Here is a 13,816-nt window from a genome sequence, read left to right on the forward strand (position 1 = left end):
CTATTTGTTGGTCAGGGAGCGCACGTCGAGGCCCACGAGCACCTTTTCTTCGTTCGAGAGGTCGCCGATGATTTTGCGAATGGGCTCGGGCACTTTGCGCACCAGCGTGGGAATAGCCAGAATCTGGTCGCCCTCGGCCAACTGCGGGTTTTCTTGCAAGTCAATAACCTCCAGCTTGTAACGGCCTTTAAGGTGCTGCTCGCAGTACTTGCGCAGGTTGGCCACGGCCGTCACCGACTTGGGCGTTTGGCCGGCCACGTACAGGCGCAATTCCCAGGTCTCTTCGTCGAGGGGTTCGTTAAAATCTTCAGCCATGGAAAGGGTAATAAAAGCGGAGGCCGGAGGCAACTCCTGCATACGAGTTACTTGCCGGTTTCGCCGGAATCCGGGGCTTTCGGGGCGGGCGGGTTGGCGGAGGTAATGCGCTGTTTGCCGCTGACGAGGGCCTCGTGGCGGGTTTGCTCGTGCGTGCTGATTTGGCGCAGCTCCTCTTCCACGCTCTCGAACTCGGTGCGTAGGTTGGCGATGTTGGCTTCGAGCATGCGGCGGCGGCGCTCCAGCTCCCGGTCGCGACGCTCGGCTTCCTGCTGGGCGGCCAGGGCCTGGGCGCGCTCCTCCAGCTGCTGGGTGAGGCGGCCGGCCCCGGTCACGATGCCCGTCGGGCCCAGCACCACGTCGAGCAGCTCGATGCCGTGGTCGGTCACAATAAACTCGCGCACTTGGTTGGAATGGGCCATGCCGCGCGATTTGAGAATGCTCAGGCCGCGGTTGCGCTCGCCAATGCCTTCGAGGTCGCGCACCGAAATCCAGGTATCAACCAGCGACGAGACGCCTTCCTCGGTCATTTCGGCCCGGCCCACGCCGCCGTTCACCAGCGCCGTGAAAAAGGCCGTGATGCCGCTCACCTTCAGGAAGTCGATGAGGCGAGTGAGCATGCTGCGCACCTCCGACAGGTTGCCGACGGTGATGAGGTTGGTGATGGGGTCGATGACCACGGCGTCGGGCTTGAACTCCTTCACCAGCCGGTGCAGCGTCACGAGGTGCTGCTCCAGGCCGTTGAGCGTGGGGCGCGAGGCCTCGATGCGCAGGCGGTTTTCGCGCACGTGCTTTTCCAGGTCGATGCTCACCGAACTCATGTTGCGGATGAGCTGCTGCGGCGATTCTTCAAAGGCAAAAAACAGGCAGCGCTGGCCGGTTTGGCATATTTTTTCGGCAAAGGCCGAGGCCAGGGTGGTTTTGGCGGTGCCGGCCGTGCCGGTGATGAGCACGCTGCTGCCCTGGTAGAAGCCGCGCCGGCCGAACATCTCGTCCAGGGCCGGAATGCCCGACGACACGATGTTGTTCGACACCTGGTGCTCCAGGCGCAACGAGGTGACGGGCAGCACCGAAATGCCGTCCTCGGTTATCAGGTACGGGTATTCGTTGGTGCCGTGGGTGCTGCCCCGGTACTTCACAATGCGCAGCCGCCGGGTGGTAATCTGGTCAATCACGCGGTTGTCGAGCAGAATCACGCAGTCCGATACGTATTCTTCCAGGCCTTGGCGGGTGAGCGTGCCGTCGCCGCGCTCGGCGGTGATGACGGTGGTCACGCCCCGGTCCTTGAGCCAGCGAAACAGCCGGCGGATTTCGGAGCGCAGCACGGCTTGGTTGGGGAAACCTGAAAACAGCGACTCGATGGTGTCGAGCACCACGCGCTTGGCCCCGATGGCATCGATGGCGTAGCCAAGCCGGATGAACAGCCCTTCAAGGTCGTACTCGCCGGTTTCCTCAATCTCGGAGCGGTCGACGTGCACGTGGTCGACGCGCAGCATCTTGCGTTCCTGCAGGTCCTTCAGGTCGAAGCCCAGCGAGGCCACGTTGGCGGCCAGCTCTTCGCCGGTTTCCTCGAAAGCCATGAGCACACCCGGCTCGTCGTATTCCTGAATGCCGCGCACCAGGAACTCAATGCCCATCAGCGTCTTGCCGCAGCCCGCGCTGCCGCAGATGAGCGTGGGCCGGCCCTTTGGCAGGCCGCCTTCGGTGATTTCGTCGAGGCCCTCAATGCCGGTGGGCGACTTGGGCAGCTGGGGCAAGGCGGCCGGCTTGGATAAGGTATTTTCCTGCATGAAAAAGGGGATAACCCGGCAAAGGTAATCGGTGCGGCATGCCCGGCGGTTTGGGGGCGTTGGATGAGGTGAACAGTCGCCGAAAAAACAAAGAACGTCATGTCGAGCGCAGCCGAGACATCTCGCGTGCCGAAGTAATCAAACCCGTTTTCACGATTGAGTTACTACCCCACGCGAGATGTCTCGGCTGCGCTCGACATGACGTTCCTTTCTAAAACTGCCTGCCTCTACCGGCTGCCGGCCTCAAAATCCAGCCAGCCGGCGCGATGCTCGTCCATTTCCCCGGCGCTGATGCCGTAGGCGGCGCAGGCTTCGTCGGCATTCATGAGGCCCTGCTCCACGGCGTTGAGCACGGCCCACACCTTGAGCTTGCGCTCGGCGTCGGCGCTGCCATCCGGCTCGGGGCGGCCGTCGGTGTCGAAATAATTGGGCTCAAGCTCGCTCATATGCACTGCAAGATACTCGGATATTTATTAAGCCAGAGTGAATTTTTCGCCTTTTCGTTGCGCTTATTCGCCATTATTTCCAGCGGCTGAAAAACTGGTCGAACGCCTCGCGGTAGCCGTCACTTACGGGCAGGGTTTCGCCCTGGATTTGCACCGTGCCGCGCCCCACGGCCTGGATGTGCCCTAAGCCCACGATGTAGCTGCGGTGGATGCGCAGGAACTTGCTGGCGGGCAGCTTTTCCTCCATGCTGCGCAGGCTGGTGAGCGAGAGCAGGGGCCGCGTCTGGCTGGCCAAATGCACCTTCACGTAGTCCTTGAGGCCCTCCACGTACACGATGTCGGCCAAGGCCACGCGCACCAGCTGGTACTCCACTTTGAGGTAGATGTGGTCCTGCTCGGGCTCCGGGGTTGCGGCGGCGGGTACGGCGGGCGGCGCGTCGTGGGCCTGCTTCAGCTCGAAGTAAGTTTTGGCCTTGAGGGCGGCGCGCAGGAATTCCTCGTAGTTGAAGGGCTTGAGCAGGTAGTCGAGCGCATCGACGCGGAAGCCTTCCAGCGCGTACTGGTTGAAAGCGGTGGTGAAGATGACGCGCGGGCCGCGCTGCAGCACCCGCGCCAGCTCCATGCCGCTGAGGTCGGGCATCTTGATGTCGAGAAACAGCAGCTGGATTTCGGGCTGCTCGTGCAGGGCTTTGAGGGCGGCCACGGCGCTTTCGTGGCGGCCGACGAGGCGCAGAAACGGCGTTTGCTCGATGAAGGAGCACACCAGCCCCAGGGCCAGCGGCTCGTCGTCGACGGCCATGCAGTTGATGACAAGCGGGGTTACAGATTCAGCTGGAGACATACTTCGTACTCGTTGGAGGCGTTGCGGGGCGTGACGTGGATGGTGTGCTGCTGGGGGTAAAGCAAATCGAGGCGGCGCTGGGTATTCACCAGGCCGATGCCGCCGGGCTCGTCGTCGTCGGCCTCGTCGGGCCGGTCGGGGAATACGGTGTTGCGCACGCAGAGCTCCACGGAGTGAGCCGTGGGCTGGCGCAGCTCGATGCTGATGCGGCTGGGCGAGGTGGCGCTCACGCCGTGCTTGAAGGCGTTTTCGACAAAGGGCTGAAACAGCATGGGCGCGATGAACGGGTCGGGGCTGAGCGGGTCGGGCCGCTCGAACTGCACCTGCACTTTGTTGGTGAGGCGCAGGTGCATGAGGTCGATGTAGTCCTGCAGAAAGTCGATTTCCTGGCTCAGGCGCGTGTGGCCGGCGGGCGACTCGTACAGCACGTAGCGCATCATGCGCGAGAGACGGTGCAGGGCGGCGCGGGCCTGGTCGGCGTTGAGCAGCGTGAGGGCGTAGATGTTGTTGAGGGTGTTGAAGAAGAAGTGCGGGTTGATTTGGGCTTTGAGCAGGCTCAGCTCGGTGGCTACCTGGCGGCGCTCCAGTTCCAGGCGGCTTTCGGCGTCGCGCTGGCCCTTTTGCATGGCGGCCAGGCTGGTGGCAATGCCCAGCACCATGAGCGTGATGAGCAGCACGCCGGTGTTGAACAGCGGCCGGCCTTCCTCCGGCCCCAGCTGCGGGTGCGGGCGCGGGCCCGACCACGGGTTGGGCGGGTTCAGCACGGCTTCGCGGGCGGTGGCCACCAGCTCGGGCACGCCGAGGCGCTGCTCCACCTGCTGATGAATGGCCAGCACCACCAGCACCAGCCCGGCGTTCAGCCCAACGTAGGCCCACCACTTGCCGCCGTAGAGCAGGCGCGGCGCGGCCCACGCCACATTCAAGTAAAACACGCCCACCAGCAGGCCCAGCACCACAGCCTGCGTCAGCCAGAACTCGGTGGGCTTCGGGCCGGGGTAGTCGGGCTGCTGGGCCCAGAGCAGCACCATCACCAGCCCCCACACCAGGGCGTGCAGCAGCAGCGTGGAAGCAGAACGGAGTAGCGGTAAGGGCATGGGCGGAATGGCAAGTGAAGGAGCTGCAAGCTACAACCCGCGCCTACGGCGCAACGGGTGGTATCGGCCAGCCGGGCGGGTTCACCGGCCAGTCGGCCGTTTGGGGCGCTGGCCCTGAAATTAAATCCCGCCCAAAAGCCGACGGCGCCACCGGCCCACCCAAACCGGCAACTGGGCGACGCCGGCAAGCAACTCGCCGATTCCTGTTGGCTACGGCGCTTTCCAACAAGCAAATTTGAAGTAACGAGTCCCCCGGCCCACTGGCCATTTCCCGCTCTCACTCCCCTCCCGCTTCCAAATGGCCGCTTCTATACTTCCCCGGGTTGCATCGATGCTGGCTGCCGCCACGCTGCTCGTTGTAGTGGCTTGCCAGAAGCAGGATAACACCCCCAACGCCGCCGACCTGGCCACCCTCACGGCCCTGCCCCTGGTGGCACCCGCCCCGGCCAACAACCCCGGCAGCCCGGCCAAAATCGCCCTCGGCCGCGCCCTGTACTGGGACCCCGTGCTCTCGGGCGGCAAGGACGTGAGCTGCGCCAGCTGCCACCACCCCGCCAACGGCTACGCCGACGCCGTGGACCTGAGTATCGGCGTGAATGGCCAGGGCCTGGGCACCAGCCGCCACTTCCGCGCACCGAACGATATTCCTTTCGTGAAGCGCAACTCGCCCACGGTGCTCAACGCCGCCTTCAACGGCCTGAAAGCCGACGGCAGCTGCGACCCCAACACGGCCGCCATGTTCTGGGACGTGCGGGCCCAGTCGCTCGAAACGCAGTCGCTAATGCCCGTGGCTACGCTGGAGGAAATGCGCGGCCACCAGTACGCCGAGGGCGTGGCCCTCGACTCGGTAGTGGCGCGGCTGCGGCGCATTCCGGCGTATGCGGCCATGTTTAGCGCCGCGTTTGCGGAGGCGGCGCCGGTTAACAGCGTCAACATTGGCAAGGCGCTGGCTTGCTTCGAGCGCACGCTCATTGCCACCGATTCGCCCTTCGACCGCTACCAGCGTGGCGAGACATCGGCCCTCACGGCCCAGCAGGTGCAGGGTCTAAACGACTTCGTGACCAGCGGCTGCGCCAAGTGCCACAGCGGCCCGATGCTGAGCGACTACAAAACCCACGTGCTGGGCGTGGCTGATAATGGCAAAAATCCCACCTCCGACGCGGGCCTGAACGGCACCTACGCCTTCCGCACGCCCAGCCTGCGCAACGTGGCCCTCACGGCGCCCTACATGCACGACGGCACGCTGGCCAACCTGCAGGCCGTGCTCAATTTCTACGACCCCGGCCGGGGCGGCCAGGCCCCCTCGGCCAACCCGCACGTGAGCCTGGCCCAGCGCGACCCGCTGTTTCCGGGCCGCGTGGCCAACCCGGCCAATATCATCGCCTTCCTGCAGTCGCTCACGGCCGCCAGCTACGACCGCACCGTGCCCACCAGCGTGCCCAGCGGCCTGCCCGTGGGCGGCAACCTCTAGCAGCATCCTTCTTTTCAGCTTACCCAATTCATTTTTTCACCCTTTTTCCCATTTCAGTTTTATGCGTACCACTTCCATTCTTCGCATTGTCAGCGCGGCCGCGCTGATTTGCTCCATGAGCAGCTTCTCGGGCTGCGAGAAAGACAACGTGAGCCCGAGCGGCGGTTGCCAGAACAAGAAAACGACGACGACCACGACGCCGACGACCACAACGACGACGACGCCCACCACCACGAGCAGCAGCTCGTCGGGCGGGGCCGGCTAAGCCGCCGGAGGTTTTGTTCTACCCGGCCGGGCCCGGCTCTTCGGAGCGGGGCCCGGCATTGGGATTGGCGCGGTTTAGAAACCGGTTTTCAGGAAATTCTTCAGCAACAGTACGTGTATCCTTTAGGCACTATCATTTGAAACAACCGCTTACTAATCAACACGGAATACTTACTACTTCTTTATCATGAAGCGTTTCTGGACGGTTCTATTCTCTTCTCCGTGGCTATTGCTGGGGCTGCTGCTGGCCCCGCTGGGGGCATCGGCCACGCACATCGTGGGCGGCGAGCTGGATTTGCAATACAAGTCCGGCAGCAACTACGCCCTCACGCTCAACCTGTATTTCGACGCCATCAACGGCGACCCCAACGCCCTCGACCCGTCGCTGACGGCGGGCATTTTTGCCAAAGGCACCAACCAGCGCATGACCAACGTGGTGCTGCCGCTCACCAGCGACACCTTCGTGCAGTACACCAACCCGGCTTGTTCGGTGGGCGGGCTGAGCACGCGCAAGCTGGTGTATAGCAAGGACATTGTCCTCGACGCCGCCACCTATACCAATGCCGCCGGCTACTACGTGGCCGTAGAGCGCTGCTGCCGCAACATCACCATCGGCAACATTGTGAACCCCGGCGGCGCCGCCCAAACCTTTTACCTGGAGTTTCCGGCCGTCGTCCGCTCGGGCGCGGCGTTTATTGACTCGACGCCGCGCATTTTCCCGCCCCTCGGCGACTATGCCTGCCTCAACGAGCTGTTTTACTACGACTTTGGCGGGCAGGACGTGGACGGCGACTCGCTGGTGTACGACATGGTGACGCCGCTCAACGGCCACGCCACGGCCGCTGTGGGCAACACCGCCCCCACGCCCCTGAGCGCTCCTTACTCCACCATCACCTGGAACCCGGGCCTGAGCACCACCAACCAGATTCCGGGCGCGCCGGCCCTGGGCATCAATGCGCGCACCGGCCGCCTCACGGTGCGGCCCGCCAGCCTGGGCTTATTTGTGTTCGGGGTGCGCTGCTCGGAATACCGGCGGGGCGTAAAAATCGGCGAGACGCGCCGCGACTTCCAGCTCTACGTGCTGGCCTGCCCCACCAACGTGGCCCCCAAAGCCACCGTGCGCGCCGCCGGCAGCCTCGTGCCTTATCGCCCCGGCCGCGACACGCTGCGCCTGCTGCCCGGCGGCAACCGCTGCCTCACCATCCGCTACACCGATTCGGACCCCAACTCGGTGCTGACCATGAGCGCCCGGCCGGTGAATTTTACGACGCCGGCCGTGGCCTTCACCACCAGCACCAGCGGCACGGTGCGCACCGCCGCCGACACGCTCACGGCCACGCTCTGCTTCCCGACGTGCACCGACACCAAGGGCAAGGTGTATTTGCTCGACATCATTGTGGCCGACAACGGCTGCAGCCTGCCCAAGCATGACACCGTGCGGGTGGCCTTCACGGCGGCGCTGGCGCCCAATGCGGCGCCGGTGCTCACCAGCACCCTGCCGCCCGCGCCGCTTCCGGTGTCGGACCAGGCGCCCGCCGTGGTGCACGTCGTTATTGGCCAGCGCTACACCGCCACCCTGGCCGGCACCGACGCCGACCGCGACGCCCTGACGATGACGGCCACTGGCGTGGGGTTTGATTTGGGGGCCGTGGGCATGCAGTTTGCGGCCCAGGGCGGCGCGGGGCAGGCCAGCGGCACCTTCACTTGGGAGCCCACGTGCACGGCCGTGGCGGCGGCCGGCGAGGGCGGCGGCCTGCTGGTGCGCTTCACGCTGGCCGAAACCGGGCCCTGCGTGCCCGTGCCGCAGGAGCGCCTCGTGCGCTTCGAGGTGGTGCCGGTGGCAGAGGCCGAGACCTTCATTCCGCCCAACATCATCACGCCCAACGCCGATGGCGTGAACGACGAGTTCCGGATGCCCAGCCTGCCGGTGGATTTCTGCGACCGTAAATTTGCGGGCATCAAAATCTTCTCGCGCTGGGGGCAGCAGGTGTACGAGTCGGACGCGCGCGACTTCCGCTGGAGCGGCGCCGGGGCGGGCGGCCTGTATTATTACCTCGTCACGTACACCGACGGCCGTAAGTTTAAGGGCTGGGTGGAGGTGATTCCGTAGCGCAGAAGCGGCCTTTTAGCACAATGGATGAGGCCGTCATGCTGAGCGTAGTCGAAGCATCTCTACCGCACAACTGACCAATCCTGTTGTAACAAAGCGGTAGAGATGCTTCGACTACGCTCAGCATGACGTTCCTTTAAGACCCAACTTCAACCGCTTTTCTGCCATCTCCTCCCTTCCATGAAGCTCAGAAAGAACATTGCCACCAGCGAGGCCGGGTTCATCTTCAACCCCGCCACCGGCGACTCCTTCGCGGCCAACCAGCTGGCGGCCGACATCCTGGCGCGCACCAAGGCCGGGCAGGACGCGGCGGCTATTAAGGCCGACATTCTGGAGCGCTATGAGGTGGCGCCCGGCCAGCTCGAAAAGGACTGGGACGACCTGCTGGCCCAGCTGCGCGAATTCAACCTCTTAGACTAAGCCGCCGTGCCCCTTTCCGCTACCCGCCCGCGCCTGACCGTGGCCGTGACCGGCCTCAACGCCACCGACAGCCCGGGGCCGGGCGTGGCCGTCATCCGCGCCCTGCGCGAAACGACGGATTTTGACTTGCGTATCATCGGGCTAAGCTACGAGGCGCTGGAGCCGGGTATCTACCTGCGCGACATGGTGGACCGCACCTACCAGCTGCCCTACCCCTCGGCCGGCACGGCGGCCCTGCTAGAGCGGCTCCAGTATATCAAAGAGCAGGAAGACGTGGCCGTGCTCATCCCCAATTTCGACGCCGAGCTGTACAACTTCATCAAGCTCGAGCCGCAGTTGCGGGCGCTGGGCATCCGCACGTTTCTGCCCACGCTGGCTCAGTTGGACGCGCGCGACAAGCTGAACCTGCCCGCCTTCGGGGCGGCGCACGGGCTGCACGTGCCCGCCAGCCGCTCGTTGCACCACGCCGCCGAGTTGCTGGCCGCGGCCGAGGAGCTGGGCTGGCCCCTGGTGCTGAAGGGCCGCTACTACGACGCCGCCGTGGTGCACACGCTGGCCCAAGCCGAGCAGGCTTTCCTCCGGCTAGCGGGGCAGTGGGGCGTGCCGCTCATCGCGCAGCAGTTTGTGGCGGGGCAGGAAATCAATATTGCCGGGCTGAGCGATGGCCACGGGCGCGCCCTGAGCGTAGTGCCTATGCGCAAACTCACCATCACCGACAAGGGCAAGGCCTGGGCCGGCATCACCCTCGAAGACGAGGCCCTGCTGGGCCTGGCCCGGCGCTTTGCCGAGGCCACGAAGTGGCGCGGCGGCTTCGAGCTGGAAATCATGCGGGCAGCCACCGGCGAGCTGTTCATCATGGAAATCAACCCGCGCTTTCCGGCCTGGATATACCTCACGGCCGCCGCCGGCCAGAACCAGCCGGCCGCATTGTTGCGCCTGGCCCTGGGCTTGCCCGTGACGCAGATGGAGGACTACGCGGTGGGCAAAATGTTCGTGCGCTACGCCTGGGACCTGATTACCGACCACACCCAGTTTCAGCAAGTGGCCGCGCTGGGCGAACTTTGAGCCGACGCTTGATAGAAGACGTCTGTCATCCTGAGCGCAGCGAAGGACCTTATCACGGCTGAACAGCTTGCAGTAATTTCAATTGGCTCAGCCGTGATAAGTTCGCTGCGCTCAGGATGACAAACTCTGCCTTGTCCGCCCGACTCTCCCACTTCCCCATGAAACAACCCTACGAACGCCCCACCCTCCGCAAGCTCACGGCCGGCGCCCTGAACAAGTTCGGGCCGCGCGCCGGGGCCCGGGCCGTGACGGCCCTCGACGGCGTGGCAGTGGCGGAATTGGTGGCGCGCTTCGGCTCGCCGCTGTTTGTGCTGAGCGAGCGGCAGTTGCGGCGCAGCTACCAGGCGGCGGTGCGGGCCTTCGGCACGCGCTACCCGCGGGTGCAGCTGGCATGGTCGTACAAGACGAATTACCTGAACGCGGTGTGCCGGGTCTTTCATCAGGAAGGGGCCTGGGCCGAGGTGGTGAGCGGCATGGAGCTGGAAAAGGCCCTGCTCAACGGCGTGCCCGGCCCGCACATTCTTTTCAATGGACCGGGCAAGCGCCGCGCCGATTTGGAGCGCGCCTGCGCGGTCGATGCCGTCATTCACCTCGACAATGCCGACGAGCTGCACCTGCTGCTGGACGTGGCCGCCGGCCGGGCCCACCGGCCCCGCGTGGCCCTGCGTGTGAACCTCGACGCCGGCATCGTGCCGCAGTGGGACCGGTTTGGCTTCAACCTGGAGAACGGCGAGGCCTGGCAGGCGCTGGGCCGCGTGGTGGCCTCGGGGCGGCTGGAGCTGGTGGGGCTGCACTGCCACATCGGCACTTACATTCTGCAGCCGGCGGCCTACGGCGCGGCAGCCACCAAGCTGGCGGCGCTGGCCCGGCGCTGCGCGCAGGAGCTGCACACGGCCGTGCACTACCTCGACCTGGGCGGCGGCTTCCCGTCGACCAATACGCTGAAAGGCGCCTACCTGCCCGCCACCGACACGGTGCCCGCCCTGGACGAGTACGCCGAAGCCGTGGCCGGGGCGCTGCTGAGCGCCGGCTTCCCCGCCGAGGAGCTGCCCCTGCTGGTGCTGGAGGCCGGCCGCGCGCTGGTGGACGAAGCGGGCTCGCTCATCGGCACGGTGCTGGCCAACAAGCGCCTGGCCGACGGCCGCCGCGCCACCATCCTCGACTTCGGGGTAAACCTGCTTTTTACCTCCTTTTGGTACGACCACCACATCAGCCCCACCCGCGAGTTTTCCAACCAGACGGAGCCTACCGTGCTCTACGGCCCCTTGTGCATGAACATTGACATGCTGCGCGAGAGCATTGCTCTGCCCCTGCTGGCCCCCGGCGATACCGTGGTGGTGCACAAGGTGGGCGCCTACAACATGAGCCAATGGCAGCAGTTCATCAACCTGCGCCCCAACGTGGTGCTCATTGACCAAGCCGGCGCGGTGCATGTTATCAGAGGCGCCGAGACGCTGGAATATCTGCAGCAGCTGGAGCAGGTGCCGGCGCACTTGCTTACTTAATTTTCATCTCCCTCCACGTACGCCTCACCCCCCGGCCCCCTCTCCTCAGGGAGAGGGGGAGCCAGACACCCCCACTTAGTGCATAACCGGTGTCCCCTCTCCCTGAGGAGAGGGGGTCAGGGGGTGAGGCGAACTGCCAGAATAATGACTTCCTCCACCTCGTCCTTTTCTCGCGCCGTGCTGCACAGCTACGCCATGCTGTTCTTTTCGCAGCACCGCGGCTTTGCGTGCGTACTGCTGCTGGTCACCTTCGGCCACCCGGCGGCGGGGGTGGCGGGGCTGGCCAGCGCGGCACTGGCGGTGGCGGGTGCCCGGGCGGCGGGCTTCAATAGGGAGTGGACGGACAGCGGGGCCTACAGCTTCAACGCCCTGCTGACCGGGCTGGCGCTGGCCTCGTTCTACCCGGCGGGGTGGGCGCTGGCGGGGCTGGTGGTGGTGGGCGCGGGCGTGGCCCTGCTGCTGAGCGTGGCCTTGGGCGGCTGGCTGGGGGGCCGGGGGCTGCCGGCGCTGAGCCTGCCGTTTGTGGGCACGGTGTGGCTGCTGCTGCTGGGCGGCGGGCCGCTGCTGCACCTGCCGGCCGGCGAGGGCGGCCTCTACTGGCTCAATGAAGTGTATGCCCTGGGCGGGCCGCGCCTGGTGGCGGTGGCCCAGTGGGTGGGCGACTGGCCCTGGCCGCCGCCGCTGGCCACCTACCTGCGGGCGCTGGGCTCGGTGCTGTTTCAGGACAGCGCCGCCGCCGGGCTGCTGGTGGCGGGGGGGCTGCTGTGGCACTCGCGCATTGCGTTTTCGCTGTCGGGGCTGGCGTTTTTGGGGGCGTATGGCTTGAGTGTGCTGGCCGGGCCGGCAGCGGGCGGGCTCAATGAGTACAACTTGGGGGCCAATTACATGGTGGCCGCTATGGCAGTGGGCAGCGTGTTCGTCATTCCCTCGCCGGCCAGCTACGCCTGGGCGCTGGGCAGCGTGCTGGTGACGGTGCTGCTGCTGGCGGCCAGCGCGGCCCTGCTCGATAGGCTGGGCCTGCCGGCGCTCTCGCTGCCCTACTGCGGCACGGCGCTGCTCTTTCTCTATGTGCTGCTGCTGCGCGAGCGGCCCGGCGCGGGCCTAGCGCTCACGCCGGTGCAGCGCTACTCGCCCGAGCGCAACCTCTACGCCTATGCCACCGACCGCGCGCGGCTGCCCGCCCCGGGCGCGGTGGCCCTCACCCTGCCCTTCCTGGGCGCCTGGACCTGCACGCAGGGCTACGCCGACGGCGGCCCCACCCACCTCGGCGACTGGGCCCAGGCCCTGGACTTCGCCATTCTCGACGCCGACGGCCACAGTTACCAGGGTGCGGGCCTCTCGCCTTCCGACTTTTATGCCTACAACAAGCCCGTGCTGGCCCCCGCCGACGGCGTGGTGGAAGAAGTCATTCAGCACATCGAAGACAACGCCGTGGGCGAGGTGAACCTGGCCCAGAACTGGGGCAACACCGTCGTCATCCGCCACGCGCCCGGCCTGTTTACGCAGCTTTCGCACCTGCGCGCCCACTCGGTGCCGGTGAAGGTGGGCGACTTCGTGCGGCGCGGCGACATCATCGGCACCTGCGGCAACTCGGGCCGCTCGCCCGAGCCGCACCTGCACTTCCAGGTGCAGGCCACGCCCTATGTGGGCTCGAAGACGCTGGCCTACCCGCTGGCTTATTTTGTGGCCGAAACAGGCAATGCAGCGCCTAGTAGTATCGCCAAAGCGTTTGTCGACTCATTCGAAATCCAACGCGGTACCGTCCGAAAAGCGGCTGGCACCATTCAAGCCATTGCCTCCACCGCTCACGCAGTTGCTGCCACCGACACAAAGTCTGCCCTGCCCCAACTCCGCCATTTCGGTGTGCCTGTGGTAGGCGAAACTGTGCGCCCGCCCGCCTTCAACCGCGCCTTGAGCCAGGCGCTGCGCTTCCCGCCCGGCTATGCCCTGGCCGTGCGCGACGCCGATAGGCCCGCCGCGCCGGCCCAGCGCTGGGAGGTGTTCACCGATGCCTACAACCTGCCCTACCTGCGCTGCCACGCCACGGGCGCGGTGGCTTACTTCGGCGGCGATGCCTCGGTGTTCTATTTCACGGCCTTCTATGGGGCCGAAGACTCCTGGCTCTACCGCTTCTACCAGGCCGTCTACCGGGTGCCGCTGGCCAGCCTGCCCGGCCAGGTGGTGCACGACGCCTTTCCGTTGTCGGTGGTGAAAAACCCGGCCCTGGCCTGGGCGCAGGACGTGCTGGCGCCGTTCTACCGCTTCGTGCGGCCCACCTTTTGGCTCGAAGAAGTGCCGGCTGGCGCGGCCGGCCGGCCCGGCCGCGCCCTGTGCCTGCGCAGCCGCGTGGCCGTGGCCTGGTTCGGCCGCGAGCAGGAAACCCAAGCCGCCGAGCTGCTGGTGGAAGCCGGCACCCTGGCCGCCCTGCGCGTGCGCCGCCCGGGCGAGGAGCTGAACCTGACCTTTTCATTGGCCGACGCATGAGAAGCACAGTT

The 13,816-nt window shown here is 65.9% G+C and carries 12 protein-coding genes; 7 read left to right on the forward strand and 5 right to left on the reverse strand.

The genetic code is table 11. The annotated features are described in order from the left end of the window. The 5 genes from Q4S41_RS21110 to Q4S41_RS21130 all read right to left on the reverse strand — a co-directional run bounded on the left by Q4S41_RS21110 (nucleotide 1) and on the right by Q4S41_RS21130 (nucleotide 4,486). A complete protein-coding gene (locus Q4S41_RS21110) occupies nucleotides 1–315 on the reverse strand; it encodes a circadian clock KaiB family protein (RefSeq protein ID WP_305033123.1) in 315 nt (104 codons plus the stop codon). Between the two features lie 47 nt (nucleotides 316–362). Next, nucleotides 363–2,105 (reverse strand): circadian clock protein KaiC, encoded by a 1,743-nt coding sequence (gene kaiC, locus Q4S41_RS21115; RefSeq protein WP_305033124.1) that lies wholly within the window; start codon nucleotides 2,103–2,105, stop codon nucleotides 363–365. 227 nt (nucleotides 2,106–2,332) lie between these two features. After that, nucleotides 2,333–2,551, reverse strand: a complete 219-nt coding sequence (locus tag Q4S41_RS21120) for a DUF1153 domain-containing protein (RefSeq protein ID WP_305033125.1) — start codon at nucleotides 2,549–2,551, stop codon at nucleotides 2,333–2,335. Between the two features lie 73 nt (nucleotides 2,552–2,624). Then, entirely contained in the window at nucleotides 2,625–3,392 is a 768-nt protein-coding gene (locus Q4S41_RS21125; protein WP_305033126.1) for a LytR/AlgR family response regulator transcription factor, read from the reverse strand. Beyond that, nucleotides 3,371–4,486, reverse strand: a complete 1,116-nt coding sequence (locus Q4S41_RS21130; RefSeq protein WP_305033127.1) for a sensor histidine kinase — start codon at nucleotides 4,484–4,486, stop codon at nucleotides 3,371–3,373. Before Q4S41_RS21130 ends, Q4S41_RS21125 begins: the two co-directional genes overlap by 22 nt. A gap of 331 nt (nucleotides 4,487–4,817) precedes the next feature. Between Q4S41_RS21130 and Q4S41_RS21135 the strand changes: the two genes are divergently transcribed. The 7 genes from Q4S41_RS21135 (at nucleotide 4,818) to Q4S41_RS21165 (ending at nucleotide 13,805) form a co-directional block, all read left to right on the forward strand. Continuing rightward, the gene (locus Q4S41_RS21135; RefSeq protein WP_305033128.1) at nucleotides 4,818–5,957 is read left to right on the forward strand and encodes a cytochrome-c peroxidase; all 1,140 of its coding nucleotides are present in this window, start codon (nucleotides 4,818–4,820) and stop codon (nucleotides 5,955–5,957) included. 61 nt (nucleotides 5,958–6,018) lie between these two features. Then, nucleotides 6,019–6,222, forward strand: coding sequence for a hypothetical protein (locus Q4S41_RS21140; protein WP_305033129.1), 204 nt, complete (start codon nucleotides 6,019–6,021; stop codon nucleotides 6,220–6,222). A gap of 186 nt (nucleotides 6,223–6,408) precedes the next feature. After that, complete coding sequence (locus Q4S41_RS21145) at nucleotides 6,409–8,331, forward strand: T9SS type B sorting domain-containing protein (protein WP_305033130.1); 1,923 nt, start codon at nucleotides 6,409–6,411, stop codon at nucleotides 8,329–8,331. Between the two features lie 180 nt (nucleotides 8,332–8,511). After that, entirely contained in the window at nucleotides 8,512–8,751 is a 240-nt protein-coding gene (locus Q4S41_RS21150; protein WP_305033131.1) for a PqqD family protein, read from the forward strand. 6 nt (nucleotides 8,752–8,757) lie between these two features. Then, nucleotides 8,758–9,816: an ATP-grasp domain-containing protein gene (locus Q4S41_RS21155; RefSeq protein ID WP_305033132.1), complete on the forward strand. Its 1,059-nt coding sequence runs from the start codon at nucleotides 8,758–8,760 to the stop codon at nucleotides 9,814–9,816. A gap of 158 nt (nucleotides 9,817–9,974) precedes the next feature. Further along, complete coding sequence (locus Q4S41_RS21160) at nucleotides 9,975–11,321, forward strand: diaminopimelate decarboxylase (protein ID WP_305033133.1); 1,347 nt, start codon at nucleotides 9,975–9,977, stop codon at nucleotides 11,319–11,321. Between the two features lie 144 nt (nucleotides 11,322–11,465). Beyond that, complete coding sequence (locus Q4S41_RS21165; RefSeq protein WP_305033134.1) at nucleotides 11,466–13,805, forward strand: urea transporter; 2,340 nt, start codon at nucleotides 11,466–11,468, stop codon at nucleotides 13,803–13,805. Nucleotides 13,806–13,816 lie beyond the last annotated feature (11 nt).

Origin of the sequence: Hymenobacter convexus (assembly GCF_030580955.1) — a bacterium.
In the GTDB taxonomy this organism is placed as follows: domain Bacteria; phylum Bacteroidota; class Bacteroidia; order Cytophagales; family Hymenobacteraceae; genus Hymenobacter.

Coding starts and splice junctions, on each gene's coding strand:
- Q4S41_RS21165 (WP_305033134.1), top strand. CDS start 11,466: ATGACTTCCTCCACCTCGTCCTTTTCTCGCGCCGTGCTGCACAGCTAC.
- Q4S41_RS21145 (WP_305033130.1), top strand. CDS start 6,409: ATGAAGCGTTTCTGGACGGTTCTATTCTCTTCTCCGTGGCTATTGCTG.
- Q4S41_RS21140 (WP_305033129.1), top strand. CDS start 6,019: ATGCGTACCACTTCCATTCTTCGCATTGTCAGCGCGGCCGCGCTGATT.
- Q4S41_RS21125 (WP_305033126.1), bottom strand. CDS start 3,392: ATGTCTCCAGCTGAATCTGTAACCCCGCTTGTCATCAACTGCATGGCC.
- Q4S41_RS21130 (WP_305033127.1), bottom strand. CDS start 4,486: ATGCCCTTACCGCTACTCCGTTCTGCTTCCACGCTGCTGCTGCACGCC.
- Q4S41_RS21135 (WP_305033128.1), top strand. CDS start 4,818: ATGCTGGCTGCCGCCACGCTGCTCGTTGTAGTGGCTTGCCAGAAGCAG.
- Q4S41_RS21110 (WP_305033123.1), bottom strand. CDS start 315: ATGGCTGAAGATTTTAACGAACCCCTCGACGAAGAGACCTGGGAATTG.
- Q4S41_RS21120 (WP_305033125.1), bottom strand. CDS start 2,551: ATGAGCGAGCTTGAGCCCAATTATTTCGACACCGACGGCCGCCCCGAG.
- Q4S41_RS21160 (WP_305033133.1), top strand. CDS start 9,975: ATGAAACAACCCTACGAACGCCCCACCCTCCGCAAGCTCACGGCCGGC.
- kaiC (WP_305033124.1), bottom strand. CDS start 2,105: ATGCAGGAAAATACCTTATCCAAGCCGGCCGCCTTGCCCCAGCTGCCC.
- Q4S41_RS21150 (WP_305033131.1), top strand. CDS start 8,512: ATGAAGCTCAGAAAGAACATTGCCACCAGCGAGGCCGGGTTCATCTTC.